Source organism: Variovorax raffinosi, from assembly GCF_051216615.1.
Taxonomy (GTDB): domain Bacteria; phylum Pseudomonadota; class Gammaproteobacteria; order Burkholderiales; family Burkholderiaceae_C; genus Variovorax.
The window spans coordinates 24,999-37,754 of sequence record NZ_JBPJZR010000015.1; the positions used below are offsets into that span (position 1 = coordinate 24,999).

Genomic DNA, 12,756 nt, shown 5'->3' on the forward strand with positions numbered 1-12,756 from the left:
GGGAAATCCGGGAACTAGACATAGAGAACGAGCAGGGACACCAGAACCAGCGAGAGCGAAAACTCGAACAGCGCGGGGTGCCACACATGGCGCAGCACGCCGCTGCGCGCAAGCGCGAAGCGCAAGCCCAGGAACAGCGGCACTGAAAGACAGGCGTAGATGAAGAACGGCGGCAGGTAGATGCCCGCAATGGCAATTTCGCTCAGCATGGCTTCGGCCTCGCAGGGGTGGATGTGAAGAAGGCCGTGTGGGTGTCGAGCAGATTCGCCACGTCCGCGAAGGCGGCCATCAGGCGTTGCAACGGCTGGCGATCGGCCGCATGCGCATCGGCCAGGCGCGCCAGCGCACGGGCGGTCGATCGCGCATGCAGCGCGGCCTTGGCGGGGCATGCGGCACGCCGGCGCATGAAGCGCAGGCCCTGGTGCACCGCTGCGCGGGCCACGGCAGGCACGGCGCTGCCGCGTATGCGCAGCAGCTCGCGCCCCAGGTGCAATGCAGCGAGCCCCTCGGCAATGGCCTGCGCCATGCGCGGCGGATCGGCCTTGAGCAGCGTGCCCACCTGCGCAAGGCGATGCTGCTGGCGATGCCGCCATGCCTTGGCCGCCGGCAGCCGGCCATGCAGCAGGCCCAGCGCCTCGTCGCGCATCCGATGGCGCAGCCGCACGATGTCTCGCGGCAGGTTGCGCGGCAGCACGACGCGAAAGGCCAGCAGCGTCACGAAGGTCGCGAGCACCCAGGCCAACGACTGGTTGAGAAAGAGCACCAGGTCCAGATGCATCGGATTGCCCGCACCCACCAGCGTGTTGACCGCCACCAGGTAGGCCAGGCCGGCCAGCGCCGTCTTTGGCACGCTGGTCGCGTAGATGCCGGGCAGCCACAACAGCGCCAGCACCACCACCAGCAGCGGGAAGCCGTCGATGTGCGGCAGCACGCCGAAGGCGCAGACCAGCGCGACGGGCACCGCGATCACCGTGCCCTTGATGAACTCGATCGCGCCCGCCGCCGGGTTGCCCGATGTGGCCAGCAGCGTGCAATAGGGCGCGAGCACCAGCAGCATCATGTCGCCCTGGTCCCACCCGGTGGCGATCCAGAACGCACCGGCGGCCACGATGGCCAACATGGCGCGCAGGCCGTTGTGCCAGGCGCTGCGGAAGTCGCGATGAAAGTGCACGGGTGCCTGGCCGCCGTGCAGGCCGGGCCGGGTGTGGTGCAGGCTCTCGATGCCGCGCAGCGCATCGAGGTAGTCGTCCAGTTGTTCGAGCAGGCGGTCGCCAGTGATGAGCAACGCGGCCTCCTGCGTTGCATCGGCAAGCGATGCCTGCGCCAGCCCTTCGGCGAACCGGCCGCGTGCGGCAAGCAGGATGCGGCGCGCCTCGGCCGCTCCGTTCGGGCCCGCTGGCAGCGCAGCGCTTGCATCGGCCCATGCCCGCTCCAGTGCCGGTTGCAAGGCGGCGAGTGCCGCGGCGCTGGCACTGCCCGCGGGCAACGGCGGCGCACCACCGACCAGCGCGCCGAACAACGCCACCATGCCTTCGCGCACGGCAGCGGCACGCTGGGCCAGGTCTTCGGACTCGGCCTTGCCCAGCGCCAGCAGATCGTCGATGCCGTAGATCTCGGTGAGCAGCGCGTGGTGCGCGGCATCGGGCGCCGTTGACGGTGGCGCTGCATGCCGCGAAGCCAGCCATTGCCCGGCCGCCGATGTGAGCCGTATCAGTTGCGCTTCAAGCCGCGCCCGCACGCCGCGCGAGGCCAGCAGCACCGACACCAGCCCCAGGCAGACCACGCCCACCACCACGGTCGAGCCGCGCCCGATCACATGCTCGAAGGTCAGCTCGGGATGCTGCATGGCACCGTAGGTCGCCAACCCGATGGTGTAGCCGGCCACCACGGCGCCCGAGCCGCGAAAGTGGCGCAGCAGCGTCATGCCGGCCACGCACAGGCCCAGCCACGCGCCGAAGCCGAGGATGAAGAGAAGCGGCATCTGCGCAAAGGCGGCCATGAGCACGAAGGCCATCAGCATCCCGACGACCGTGCCCAGGATGCGCCAGCTTCCCTTGCCGATCACCGCGCCCTGAACGGGGTTGATGACCAGCAGCACGGTCGATGCGGCCGAGTACGGCGTGTCGAGTTGCAGCAGGTAGGCCACGCCCAGCGCCAGCGCGGCGGCCAGCGTCGAGGTGAACACATAGCGGCCGCGCGGCGTGAAAAAATCGATGCGGGACAGCACCGCGGAATTGACCGCCAGTTCACGCACTTGCATTGCTCCTTGATGACTTCAAGGAGAGCAATTTAGGCAGTCGGCGTCATTCCGGAAAGTGAAGTCTTTGCACTTGTGAAGTGCGCCAAAGGCACGCGTTGGCAGCCGCTCAGGCCACCGGCGCGGCATCGGCCGAAGCGCACAGCGCGCGCACCGTGCGGCGCAGCCACTGGTGCGCGGGATCGCTCTGGAAGCGTGGGTGCCAGGCCTGCGTGATCAGCACCGTCTCCAGCGGAATCGGCAGGTCGAACATGCGCACGCGCTGCCCGCTGCGGATGGCGCCCAGCGCCAGGTGCTCCACGAACGGCAGGATCAGGTCGGACTCCGCCAACGCAAACACGGCCGCATACGGAGTCGGCACCACGAGCGACACATGCCGCCGCAGCCCCAGGTCTTCGAGCGCCGTGTCGATCGGCCCGCTCGACTTTCCGCGCCGCGACACGCCGATGTGCGGGTAGGCCGCGAAACGCTCGGGCGTGATCTCGTCGTCGAAGATCGGGTGCCCCTCACGGGCCATGCCGACGAAGGTGGTGGTGAAGAGCGACTGCACCCGGATCTCGGGCCCGAGCCGGCGCGATGCGCTGATGAACAGGTCGATGCGGCCGCTGCGCAGTGCCTCGTCGTCCACGTCGTCTTCCTCGGGCGCGAAGCGCAGCATGGCGCGCGGCATGTGGCGCTCCATCTCCTCCAGCAATCGGCCACTGTAGGCGCCCACGAAGATGTCGTTGGCGCGCACGTTGAAGCGCTTGTCCAGCGTCTTCAGGTCGACCTGCGTGCCCGGTGCCAGCACCTGCGTTGCCAGCTCGACCGCGCTGCGCACCTGGGCGCGCAGCGCCAATGCGCGCGGCGTGGGCACGAGCTTGCGCCCCGCCTGCACGAAGACCGGGTCGCCCACCGCCTCGCGGATGCGCCCGAGCGTGCGGCTCATCGCGGGCGGGCTCAGGTTCATGCGGCGGGCGGCGCCGACCACGCTGCCTTCTTCCAGCAGCACGTCGAGCGCGATCAGCAGGTTCAGGTCGGGTGAGGTCATTCGGTCGCCGTTCGTTCGTTGTCGATGGATGGGTACGCATCATGCAATCAGCAGGCCGCAGCCGTTTGCCGAACGCAGCAAAAGACCGGTGCGCCAGACGCAATCGATGGATGTGCCGCACGGCATTTACCGCGCCCGCACCGGCTCACACAATGAATTTCCCTCTCTCAGAAAACAACCGGGCATGAGCGCAAGAACGCTGCGTGCACCGGGGCCCCTTGGCCGCCATCCCCACGATTTCCCTGGAAATCACCCGATGCTTCGCTCTGCCCTCCTTCGTTCATTCAACACCCTTCCTTCGACGCCGCGCGCATTGCCGCTCGCCGTTGCCGTCGCGTGCGCTTTGCCGGCCATCGGCTTCGCACAAACACCCACGCTGTCCCCCGTCACGGTCCAAAGCCAAAGGGAAACCGGCAACAGCCCCGTCGAGGGCTTCGTCGCCGGCATCGCCCGCACCGGCACCAAGACCGACACGCCATTGGCCGAAGTGCCGCAGGCGATATCGGTGATCACGCGCGACCAAATGGACCAGCAGAACGTGCACAGCGTGGGCGACAGCCTGCGCTACACGCCCGGCGTGTACGCCGACTCGCGCATCGGCGGCGTGCTGGAGAGCGTGTTCATGCGCGGCTTCGGCGGCTTCGCGGCGGCGGCCATCAATCCGCAGTTTCTGGACGGACTGCCGCTGCCCAAGGGCGCGGGCTGGGCCGCGTCGGTGGTCGATCCTTCGACGCTGGAACGCATCGACGTGCTGCGCGGCCCGGCCTCGGTGCTCTACGGACAGGCCAGCCCCGGCGGCATCGTCAACATGGTGAGCAAGCGGCCGACGGCACAGCCTTTCCATGAGCTGACCATCGAGAGCGGCAACCGCGACCGGGCGCAGGCCTCGCTCGACATCAGCGGACCGCTCACCGACGACGGCACCTGGTCGTACCGCCTGAACGGCATGGCCCGCCGCGTCGACGAGCAGGTGGACCACTCGAAGCAGCAACGCTTCGTCATCGCGCCCACGCTGGAGTGGAAGCCCGACGCCGACACGCGCCTGACCCTGCTCGCCTCCCTGCAGAACGACCCTTCGAACAACTTCGCGGGCTGGCTGCCCGCCAAGGGCACGCTGCAGGCCAACCTGGCGGGCCGCATCTCCACCCGCTTCTTTGCGGGGCAACCCGACTACGACGACTACAGCCGCAAGCAGGCCATGCTCGGCTACGCGTTCGAGCATCGCTTCAACGACACCTGGACGGTGCGGCAGAACCTGCGCTACACGCGGCTCGATGTGGACTTCAAGGGCGTGGCGGTCAACTACTTCGCGCCCTTTGCATCGGGGCCGGGCCTGCTCGACCGGTCGGCCTCGTGGTCGCGCGAACGCGTGAACAGCCTTGCGCTGGACAACCAGGCACAGGCGAATTTCGAGACCGGCGCGCTGCGGCACACGGTACTTGCGGGCCTGTCGTACGAACGCTCCAGCGCGGACATGCACGCATCGGGCTTCGGACCGGTGCCGCCCATCGACTACCGCACGCCCAACTACAACCAGCCCTTCGGCATTCCGCCGCTTGCGCAGCACACGCGCCAGACGCCGGACCGCATCGGCCTCTATGCGCAAGACCAGATCCGCTGGGACCGCTGGGCCTTCACGCTCGGCGGACGGCAGGACCGAGCGCGCATGAACACGGACGACCGCCTGCGCGGCACGTCGACGCGAACGCAAGACCGCGCCTTCACCGGCCGGGTCGGCGCGGTCTACCTTTTCGACAACGGCATCTCGCCCTACGCCAGCTACTCGACGTCGTTCGAGCCGACACTAGGCACCGACCACGCGGGCAACGCGTTCCGGCCGACGAAGGCTCGGCAGGCGGAAGTCGGCATCAAGTACCAGCCGACGGGCTCCAACAGTTCCTTCGCGGTGTCGGCCTTCGACATCAGGCAGCGCAACGTGCTGACGACCGATCCATCGCATCCGTTCTACAGCGTGCAGACCGGCGCGGTCCGTTCACGCGGCATCGAACTCGAAGGCCGCGCCAGCCTCACGAATCACCTGGACCTGGTGGCCGCCTACACCTACCTGGACACCACCATCGCGAGCGACACCGACAACACCCTCGTGGGCAAGCGGCTGGCCGCCGTGCCGCGGCAACTCGCGTCGCTGTGGCTGAACTATGTGTTTGCCGATGGCAGCCTCGCCGGGCTCAGCATCGGCGGCGGCGTGCGTCACATCGGCCGCAGCGCGGGCGACAACGCCAACAGCTTCGGTGTTCCCGCGGTGACGCTGGTCGATCTGGCGCTCGGCTACGACCTGGGCGCCTACCGCCCGGCGTTGAAGGGATGGCGCGTGGCCGCCCACATCGGCAACCTGTTCGACAGGACCTATGTGTCGTCCTGCTTCTCGCAAGGCGGTTGCTTCTATGGCAATCGCCGGACGGTGACTGCCAGCGTGGGCTATCGCTGGTAGGGGCGTGCGGGGCGCGTGATCGCCCTACTGCGACCCGCCCCGGTGCTGGGAAAGAGACAGCGCCGCCAGCTTCTTCTTCGCGCTTTGCAGCAGGCCGAGCCGCTCGGTTGGCAACTGCGCCTTGGTGTCTCCTTGCGCGATGATCTCGAACGCCGAAGCGGCTGCCAGCTTTGCGGCGAGTGCGTCGCGGCTCGTCAGGCCGTTGAGCCTGGCCATCGAGATCACGTGGACCTGCAAATGGCGATGGAGGGTCTTCGACAGCTTCGTGCAGGCAGCCGTCATCGCAGCCTCGTCGGGCGTGATGGCGCCATGCACGATCAGGAGTTCGATGACGCTGTCGTCGTTCTCTCCCAGCACGAAGGCACGCACGACCGAGTTCTTGAACTTGGAGCGCAGCATGGCGCGGATCGGCTCGGCCGCGGCGAACGACTTCAGCGCGATGCTGCGCAGTTCGCGATAGAAGATGAACGACGGGTCCGCCTTGACGGTTTCGGGATCTTCCGCTTTTGCCTTCTGCTGCTTTGCGAGCATGCCGCTCTTGACGAGGTGTTCCAGCGTCTGATCGACCTCGCCGGGTTCCAGCTTCGTTCGCTGCGCCAACTCGCTCACCGAGAACGCGTGGTCGGGGTCTGCATACACGAGCTGCATGAGCTTTTGCACGGCGGGGGACAAGAGAAAATCTGCAGCACTCACGGGCGTTCCAACTCGTCTGGGTTTCTGGGAAGGGCCTGGATTATGAAGTTGAATGCCACGCCGTTGATGCGCGCCCGATCTCGTGCCGGGCCTGCTCGCGAGCGGGCTACCTCGTCACTCGCGGCCCCACGCCAGCCGGGCTTCGGTGGCGCGGAATCCAGTACGCCAGCACGCCCGCCGCCGCAAAGGCGATCAGCCCGGTCACGGCGATGCCCGCGGCAAGCGACAGGCCGCCCGCCAGCAGCGACAGCAGTGCCGGCCCGCACGAGGAGCCGATATCGGACATCAGCCGCCATATGCCGAGGAAGTGCGCGCGTCCGTGTCGCGGCGAATGGTCGGCGCCGAGCGTCATGATCATCCCCGAGCCGATGCCGTTGCCGAAGCCGATGGCCAGTGCGGCGAGCAGCAGCGTGAAGACGCCGGATGTCAGCGGCATCAACAACATGGCCAACCCCATGATCAGCATCGACGGCACCGCGACCCAGCGCCTGCCCTTCCTGTCCATCACCTTGCCCGCCGGATAGAACACCAGCATGTCGACACCACCGGCCAGGCCGTAGATCAGCGAAGCCACCGAGGGCGCCAGCATCAGGTGGTCGGCCCACAGCGGGATCACGGCCTGGCGCGAAGCGCGCACCGCGCTGACCAGGATCACGCCGACACCCAGCGTGAGGAACACACGGCGGTGATCGCGCAGCGTCGACAGGACCGAGGTCGAGGCGGGCGCGGCCTGCCCGGCCGGAACCGGCGGCGCTTCGAGGTCGGGGATGCGGGCTCCGATGGCCGCGGCCCCCATCACCGCCACGATGCCCACCACATAGGCCGCCGACAGGCCGAACATATGCACCGCGCCCGCCGCGAGAAAAGGCCCGGCGAACATGCCGATGCGCATGACGCCACCCAGCGTCGACAGTGCCCGCGCACGGTACTCGACGGGCACCGCCTCGGTCATGTAGCTCTGGCGCGCCAGGTTGTAGACCGCCTGCGACATGCCCACCATGAAGCAACCCGTGGCGAACAGGCCCAGGTGCGAAGTCAGCACGCACAGGAGCATGCCCAGGGCGCTCCACACGCCCGCCGCGACGATGGCCCAGCGCTCGCCCCATCGCATCGTGATCATCGAGGCGGGGATGTTGTTGAACAGCGAGCCGATGCCGATCATCGCGATCACCAGCGCGGCCATGGGCACGGAAGCGCCCAGGTCGCGCGCCGTCAACGGCACGATCGGCAGGATGGCGCCCTCGCCCAATCCGAACAGCAGCGAAGGCGCGAAAGCCGGTATGGCGATGCGCCACAAAGAGAACGAGGAAGCCGGGGACGAGGTCGAGGCAGCAGGCGGGGAAGACATGCGCGGAAAGAAGGGTTCGGGTTGTTGCCCCCACCCGCCGGGCGGACCAAGGCCCGGCGATTGTCTCGCCGATGCAGGATTTCTGCAGGACCTCAGGCCCGGAGCGACCGCGCCCCGCCGGTTGGCGCATGCCTGGTTCGCCCGAAGAGTGGCATGCAGCAAGACGGCAGGTATCGTTTCACGGAACTCCCGCACGGACTTCACGTCGACTTCACTTGTGTCGCGCACACTGCCTCTCGACAGCGGTTCGGCGCTGGTAGAGGCCAGGGAGAAAAAAACCGCTCAGGGATCCGCCTCGATGCCAACCGCTGTCACTCTTCAATCGCCAGCTTGCTCAAGCAGCAGGCCCGGCTGATCCAGCTAATCCAATATCAGCCCCAGGAAGTCCCTGGAACGCTGGCTCGCAGCGGCACCGAAGAAGTGATCGGGTGTCGCGTCCTCCACGATCACGCCGCCTTCCATGAAGATGATCCGGTCGGCGACGTCCTTCGCAAACTTGGTCTCGTGGGTCACCACGAGCATCGTCATTCCCTTGTCGGCCAGATCGCGCATCACCTTCAGCACCTCGCCGCGAAGCTCGGGGTCGAGGGCGGATGTCGGCTCGTCGAAAAGAATCACCTCGGGGCTCATGGCCAGCGCGCGGGCAATGGCCACGCGCTGCTTCTGCCCACCCGACAGGCGCCCGGGATATTCGTTCGCCTTGTCGAGCAGCCCGACCTGGGCCAGCAACTCGCGCCCGCGCGGCCGGGCTTCCGACTTTCGGATGCCCTGCACCGAGACCATGCCTTCGATCACGTTGTCGAGCGCCGTCATGTGCGCGAAGAGATTGAACGACTGGAACACCATCGCCGTCTTCTTCCTGATCTCGCGTATCTTGCGGCGCGCTTCGCCCGAAGGCTTGGGGCCGGCATCGGTGATCTCGATGCCGCACATGCGGATGCTGCCGCGATCGGGCATCTCCAGGAAATTCAGCGAACGGATCAGCGTCGTCTTGCCGGAGCCCGAGGGCCCCATGAGCACCACGACTTCGCCGCGCGCGACCGTGAAGTCGATCTGCTTGAGGACCTGGTTCGCGCAGAAGCTCTTCGCAAGGCCGCGAACCTGCACAGGAGGGTTGGAGGCGTCGTTCATGCGTAGCGCTTCGAGAGGTGGTTTTCGAGCCAGGTCTGCAGGATGGTGAGGATCTGGTTGATGAACCAGTAGATGGCGCCGACGATCAGGAACATCTCCATGTACCGGAAGGTGGTCGCGCCCATCTGTTCCCCCACGCGTGTGAGTTCCACGACGGTGACTGTCGAAGCCAGCGAGGTGTCTTTCATCAAACCGATGAGCCGGCTGCCCAGCGTCGGCAATGCGATGCGAAAGGCCTGCGGCAGCACGATGCGCAGCAGCGTCTTCCAGTAGCCCATGCCCATCGCCCATGCGGCCTCCCACTGGCCCTTGTCGACCGCCATGATCCCGGAGCGGAAGTTCTCGCTCAGGTAGGCGGCGGCAAACAGGGTCAGGGCAAGCAAGGCCGAGGGAACCGGCGGAATCACGATGCCGTAGCTCGGCAGTCCGAAGTAGATCAGCAGGATCTGGATCAGCAGCGGCGTGCCGCGAAATACCGACACGTACGAAAACGCGAACCAGCGCAACGGACGGAACGGCGAGATGCGCGCCAGGGCAATCAGGAGCCCCAGCACGCACCCAAGAAAGAAGGCCCCGAAGCCGAGGCCGAGCGTGACCAGCACGGCCTTCTCGAGCAGGGGCTGCGCCCTGAGAAACAGATCCATCATCGTGGGTTCCCCGGGTTCAACGCGCGGGCGCTTCTGTGCGGTGTGCGCTGTAGCCGGCGAGCGCTGCCCGCAGGTCGGCGATCAGCGCGTCCGTGTCTTCGAGCCCGATCGACAGGCGCACCACCGGCTGGTCGGTGACCGGAAACACGCGATCGGCCTGCAGCGGCGCGGGGTAGTACGCCGCCAGGCTGTGCACGCCGCCCCAGCTCGCGCCGATGACGAAGTGCCGGAGCGCATCGAAGAAACCGTTGAACGCGCCTTCGGGCGCGGGCTTGAGGATCAGGGAGAACAGGCAGCCGTTGGTGCGAAAGTCCCGCTTCCACAGGGCATGCCCGGGGTCCGATTCAAGAGGCGGATACAGAAGCCGCTCGACGGCAGGCTGCGCTTCGAGCCACTGTGCGATGCGCAATGTCGACGCGCTCTGCGCCGCCAGACGCAGCTTCATCGTCTCCAGGCCACGCAGCACAAGAAAGCAGTCGTCGGGGCTCACCTGCTGGCCGAGGATGCTCTGCGTCTCGCGCAGCACCTCGTAGTGGGCGTAGTCGTTCATGCTGATGCTGCCCATGAGCAGGTCGGAGTGCCCGCCCATGAACTTGGTCGCCGCCTCGATGCTGAAGTCCACGCCGTGCGCCAGCGGGCGAAACCCCAGCGGGCTGGCCCAGGTGTTGTCCATCATGGTGAGCACGCCGCGCCGCCTGGCCACGGCCGCGATGGCGGGCGTGTCCTGCATTTCCATGGTGACCGTGCCGGGCGACTCCATGCAGATCATTCGCGTGTTGGGCCGGATCAGCGCATCGATTTCCGCGCCGATGGCGGGCGCATAGAACTCGACATCGACGTTCATGCCGGCCAGCCATTTCTGCGCGAAGGTCTTCAGCGCCCCGTAGCAGGCGGCCGACACCAGCAGGTGATCGCCGCCCCGCACGAAGCCCATCACGGTGGTCATCAGCGCCGACTGGCCCGAGGGCGTCACCACGCAGTGCTTGCCGCCTTCGAGGTCGGCAATCCTGCGCTCCAGTCCGCGCGCCGTCGGCGTGCCGGTGATGCCGTAGCTGAAGCCGTCGGGCTGGCGGCCCTTGCGGTTGACGAAATCGTCGAAGGTGTTGAACACCACCGTCGATCCGCGCATCACGGGCGGCGACAGGCTCTCGAACTGAACATTAGTTGGGTCTATTGATTGCATTTAAGCTATTCGTCCAGGTTAGGCATGGCTGTTGGATGCGGCGAAGTATTCGCCTTCCCGCCTATCAGCTCAACAGTCTGGAAGACTCGCTCAATAAGCAGAGGTTATGGATGGAAAAGCGTGACATCGAGGTTTTCCGTGCGGTGATGCGCGCAGGCACGACGAGCCGGGCAGCCAACCTGCTGGGGGTGTCGCAGCCCGCCGTGAGCCAGTCCTTGCGCAAGTTCGAGATCGCCTGCGAGCTGCGCCTGTTCGAGCGGGTGCGCGGCCGGCTGGTGCCGACGCAGGAAGCTCTCGCATTGATGGTCGAGGTCGACCGCTACTTCACCGGCCTCGAAATGATCGAGCACCGCATTCGCAGCCTCAAGTCCTTCGGCCTGGGGCGCCTGGCCATCGGGTCGCTGCCGGCGCTGGGCACCGGCTTCATGCCGCGCGCGATTGCCGCGTTCGGGCTGCACAAGCGGCAGATCCAGTTGTCGTTCCAGGTGATGAGTTCGCGCGAGGTCTACCAGCAGGTGTCCGCCGGCCAGCTCGACTTCGGCCTGATGGCCGAGGAGCTGTCTGTCGCGAGCCTGGAGCATTCGCAGTTCTCCACCGTCTCGGGCGTCATCGTGATGAACGCGCAGCATCCGCTGGCGCGCAAGAAGGTGCTCGATGCCGACGACCTGGCGGCCCATCCCTTCATCGCGCTCAATCCGGAGGACGTGGGGCGGCGCGCGCTCGAACAGGCCCTTGCCGCCGAAGGCAGGACCTTGCGGCCGCTGATCGAAACCCCGTATTCGAATTCGGTCTGCGAATTCGCGCTGCAGGGCGTCGGCATGGGCATGGCCCATCCGGTGATGGCGCTCGACTACGTGGCGCGCGGCCTGCTGCTGAAGCCGACCACCTTCGACATTCCCTCCACGTCGCTGCTGGTCTTCCGCCCGGGAACGCCACTGTCGGACAACGCCAAGGAGTTGCTGCGCGTCATGCGCATCCAGCTGGATGCCGACATGAAGCGTGTGCGCGAAGCGCTCGGACAGAAGCTGCCCAGACGCTGACGGCACGCGGGTTGCTGCATAAGCTGTGCTTATCGAGCAACTACGAACGGCTGATTGTGGCAATACGGTGACGCCGACAAGATCGGCGCATTCACCCACTTCCATCGTCAGGACAGCGTTCATGAATCGAGCACCTCTTCGCCAGTTCTTCATTCGCGGTCTCGTTGCCGCATGCGCACTGGGCGCGGTCCTCGCCGCGCCTGCAGCAGCCTGGGCACAGCCGGGCGATACGCTGGCCCGTGCGCGCTCCGCCGGCGTGATCCGCATCGCCAACACGCAGGCGAGCCCGCCGTGGAGCATGCTGGACGACAAGAACCAGCCCGCCGGCTACGACGTCGAAGTGGCCAGGGAAGTGGCCAGGCGCATCGGCGTCGCCAAGGTCGATTTCGTGGCCGACCAGTTCAAGAACTTCGTCGAAGGGCTCAAGGCCGGCAAGTACGAACTGGTGATGAACGACCTCACGCCGACGGCGGAGCGCGAAAAGCAGGTCGACTTCAGCGTGGCCTATGGGCTGGAAGACTTTCGCGTCTTCGTGCGCGCCGCCAACGGCGACATCAAGGATCGTCCGGACCTGAAAGGCAAGCGCGTCGGCGTGACCGCGGGCACGAGCAACGAGTCGTGGTCGCGCGCGAATCTTCTGGGCTCTGAGATCGTCACCTACGACAACGGCGGCCTGGTCTTCAACGACCTGGCCATCGGCCGCATCGACGCCGTCATCAGCTCCCACTTCGGCGGCATGAAGTACGCCACGGTGAACAAGCTGCCGATCAAGGAAGTCGGCTCCATCCTCACCTATCAGTTGTCGGCCGCGGCCATGGCGAAGAACCAGCCCGCACTGCGCGAGGCCGTAAGCAAGGCGGTGAAAGACATGCACGCCGACGGCACGATCGACCGGCTGTCCAATCGCCTGCTCGGCGTGAGCTACCAGATGTCGGTGGAAGTCGCCAAGGCGGAAAAGCAATAAGGCGGCCTTGG

General features: G+C 66.6%; 11 protein-coding genes. 3 read left to right on the top strand and 8 right to left on the bottom strand.

All coding sequences use genetic code 11. The features are described from left to right. Window positions 1-14 precede the first annotated feature (14 nt). The 3 genes from ACSFB7_RS31890 to ACSFB7_RS31900 form a co-directional block, all read right to left on the bottom strand. Window positions 15-209 (bottom strand): DUF1656 domain-containing protein, encoded by a 195-nt coding sequence (locus ACSFB7_RS31890; RefSeq protein ID WP_435476349.1) that lies wholly within the window; start codon window positions 207-209, stop codon window positions 15-17. Continuing rightward, window positions 203-2,260: an FUSC family protein gene (locus ACSFB7_RS31895; protein WP_435476350.1), complete on the bottom strand. Its 2,058-nt coding sequence runs from the start codon at window positions 2,258-2,260 to the stop codon at window positions 203-205. Before ACSFB7_RS31895 ends, ACSFB7_RS31890 begins: the two co-directional genes overlap by 7 nt. A gap of 106 nt (window positions 2,261-2,366) precedes the next feature. Beyond that, window positions 2,367-3,287: a LysR family transcriptional regulator gene (locus ACSFB7_RS31900; protein ID WP_435476351.1), complete on the bottom strand. Its 921-nt coding sequence runs from the start codon at window positions 3,285-3,287 to the stop codon at window positions 2,367-2,369. A gap of 256 nt (window positions 3,288-3,543) precedes the next feature. On the opposite strand from ACSFB7_RS31900, the gene ACSFB7_RS31905 reads away from it, so the two are divergent. Continuing rightward, the gene (locus ACSFB7_RS31905) at window positions 3,544-5,739 is read left to right on the top strand and encodes a TonB-dependent siderophore receptor (RefSeq protein ID WP_435476352.1); all 2,196 of its coding nucleotides are present in this window, start codon (window positions 3,544-3,546) and stop codon (window positions 5,737-5,739) included. 24 nt (window positions 5,740-5,763) lie between these two features. Here ACSFB7_RS31905 and ACSFB7_RS31910 read toward each other — a convergent pair whose 3' ends face one another. From ACSFB7_RS31910 to metC, 5 genes are all read right to left on the bottom strand, one after another. Then, window positions 5,764-6,432, bottom strand: coding sequence for a hypothetical protein (locus tag ACSFB7_RS31910; RefSeq protein WP_435476353.1), 669 nt, complete (start codon window positions 6,430-6,432; stop codon window positions 5,764-5,766). A 106-nt stretch (window positions 6,433-6,538) separates the two neighbouring features. Further along, window positions 6,539-7,780 (bottom strand): MFS transporter, encoded by a 1,242-nt coding sequence (locus ACSFB7_RS31915; protein ID WP_435476354.1) that lies wholly within the window; start codon window positions 7,778-7,780, stop codon window positions 6,539-6,541. A gap of 360 nt (window positions 7,781-8,140) precedes the next feature. Beyond that, window positions 8,141-8,911, bottom strand: coding sequence for an amino acid ABC transporter ATP-binding protein (locus tag ACSFB7_RS31920; RefSeq protein WP_435476355.1), 771 nt, complete (start codon window positions 8,909-8,911; stop codon window positions 8,141-8,143). After that, on the bottom strand, window positions 8,908-9,558 hold the full coding sequence (locus ACSFB7_RS31925) for an amino acid ABC transporter permease (RefSeq protein WP_435476356.1): 651 nt from the start codon (window positions 9,556-9,558) through the stop codon (window positions 8,908-8,910). The genes ACSFB7_RS31920 and ACSFB7_RS31925 overlap by 4 nt, the downstream gene beginning before the upstream one ends. Window positions 9,559-9,574: 16 nt before the next feature. Then, window positions 9,575-10,741 (bottom strand): cystathionine beta-lyase, encoded by a 1,167-nt coding sequence (gene metC / locus ACSFB7_RS31930; RefSeq protein ID WP_435476357.1) that lies wholly within the window; start codon window positions 10,739-10,741, stop codon window positions 9,575-9,577. Window positions 10,742-10,851: 110 nt separating this feature from the next. Between metC and ACSFB7_RS31935 the strand changes: the two genes are divergently transcribed. Together ACSFB7_RS31935 and ACSFB7_RS31940 are read left to right on the top strand one after the other, a co-directional pair. Beyond that, entirely contained in the window at window positions 10,852-11,781 is a 930-nt protein-coding gene (locus ACSFB7_RS31935) for a LysR substrate-binding domain-containing protein (RefSeq protein ID WP_435476358.1), read from the top strand. A 121-nt stretch (window positions 11,782-11,902) separates the two neighbouring features. After that, on the top strand, window positions 11,903-12,745 hold the full coding sequence (locus ACSFB7_RS31940) for a transporter substrate-binding domain-containing protein (protein ID WP_435476359.1): 843 nt from the start codon (window positions 11,903-11,905) through the stop codon (window positions 12,743-12,745). Window positions 12,746-12,756: the final 11 nt, after the last annotated feature.

What these genes read in the sequence shown, in the direction of transcription:
- ACSFB7_RS31890 (WP_435476349.1), bottom strand. Translation starts at nt 209, where the DNA reads ATGCTGAGCGAAATTGCCATTGCGGGCATCTACCTGCCGCCGTTCTTC.
- ACSFB7_RS31895 (WP_435476350.1), bottom strand. Translation starts at nt 2,260, where the DNA reads ATGCAAGTGCGTGAACTGGCGGTCAATTCCGCGGTGCTGTCCCGCATC.
- ACSFB7_RS31900 (WP_435476351.1), bottom strand. Translation starts at nt 3,287, where the DNA reads ATGACCTCACCCGACCTGAACCTGCTGATCGCGCTCGACGTGCTGCTG.
- ACSFB7_RS31905 (WP_435476352.1), top strand. Translation starts at nt 3,544, where the DNA reads ATGCTTCGCTCTGCCCTCCTTCGTTCATTCAACACCCTTCCTTCGACG.
- ACSFB7_RS31915 (WP_435476354.1), bottom strand. Translation starts at nt 7,780, where the DNA reads ATGTCTTCCCCGCCTGCTGCCTCGACCTCGTCCCCGGCTTCCTCGTTC.
- ACSFB7_RS31920 (WP_435476355.1), bottom strand. Translation starts at nt 8,911, where the DNA reads ATGAACGACGCCTCCAACCCTCCTGTGCAGGTTCGCGGCCTTGCGAAG.
- ACSFB7_RS31925 (WP_435476356.1), bottom strand. Translation starts at nt 9,558, where the DNA reads ATGATGGATCTGTTTCTCAGGGCGCAGCCCCTGCTCGAGAAGGCCGTG.
- metC (WP_435476357.1), bottom strand. Translation starts at nt 10,741, where the DNA reads ATGCAATCAATAGACCCAACTAATGTTCAGTTCGAGAGCCTGTCGCCG.
- ACSFB7_RS31935 (WP_435476358.1), top strand. Translation starts at nt 10,852, where the DNA reads ATGGAAAAGCGTGACATCGAGGTTTTCCGTGCGGTGATGCGCGCAGGC.
- ACSFB7_RS31940 (WP_435476359.1), top strand. Translation starts at nt 11,903, where the DNA reads ATGAATCGAGCACCTCTTCGCCAGTTCTTCATTCGCGGTCTCGTTGCC.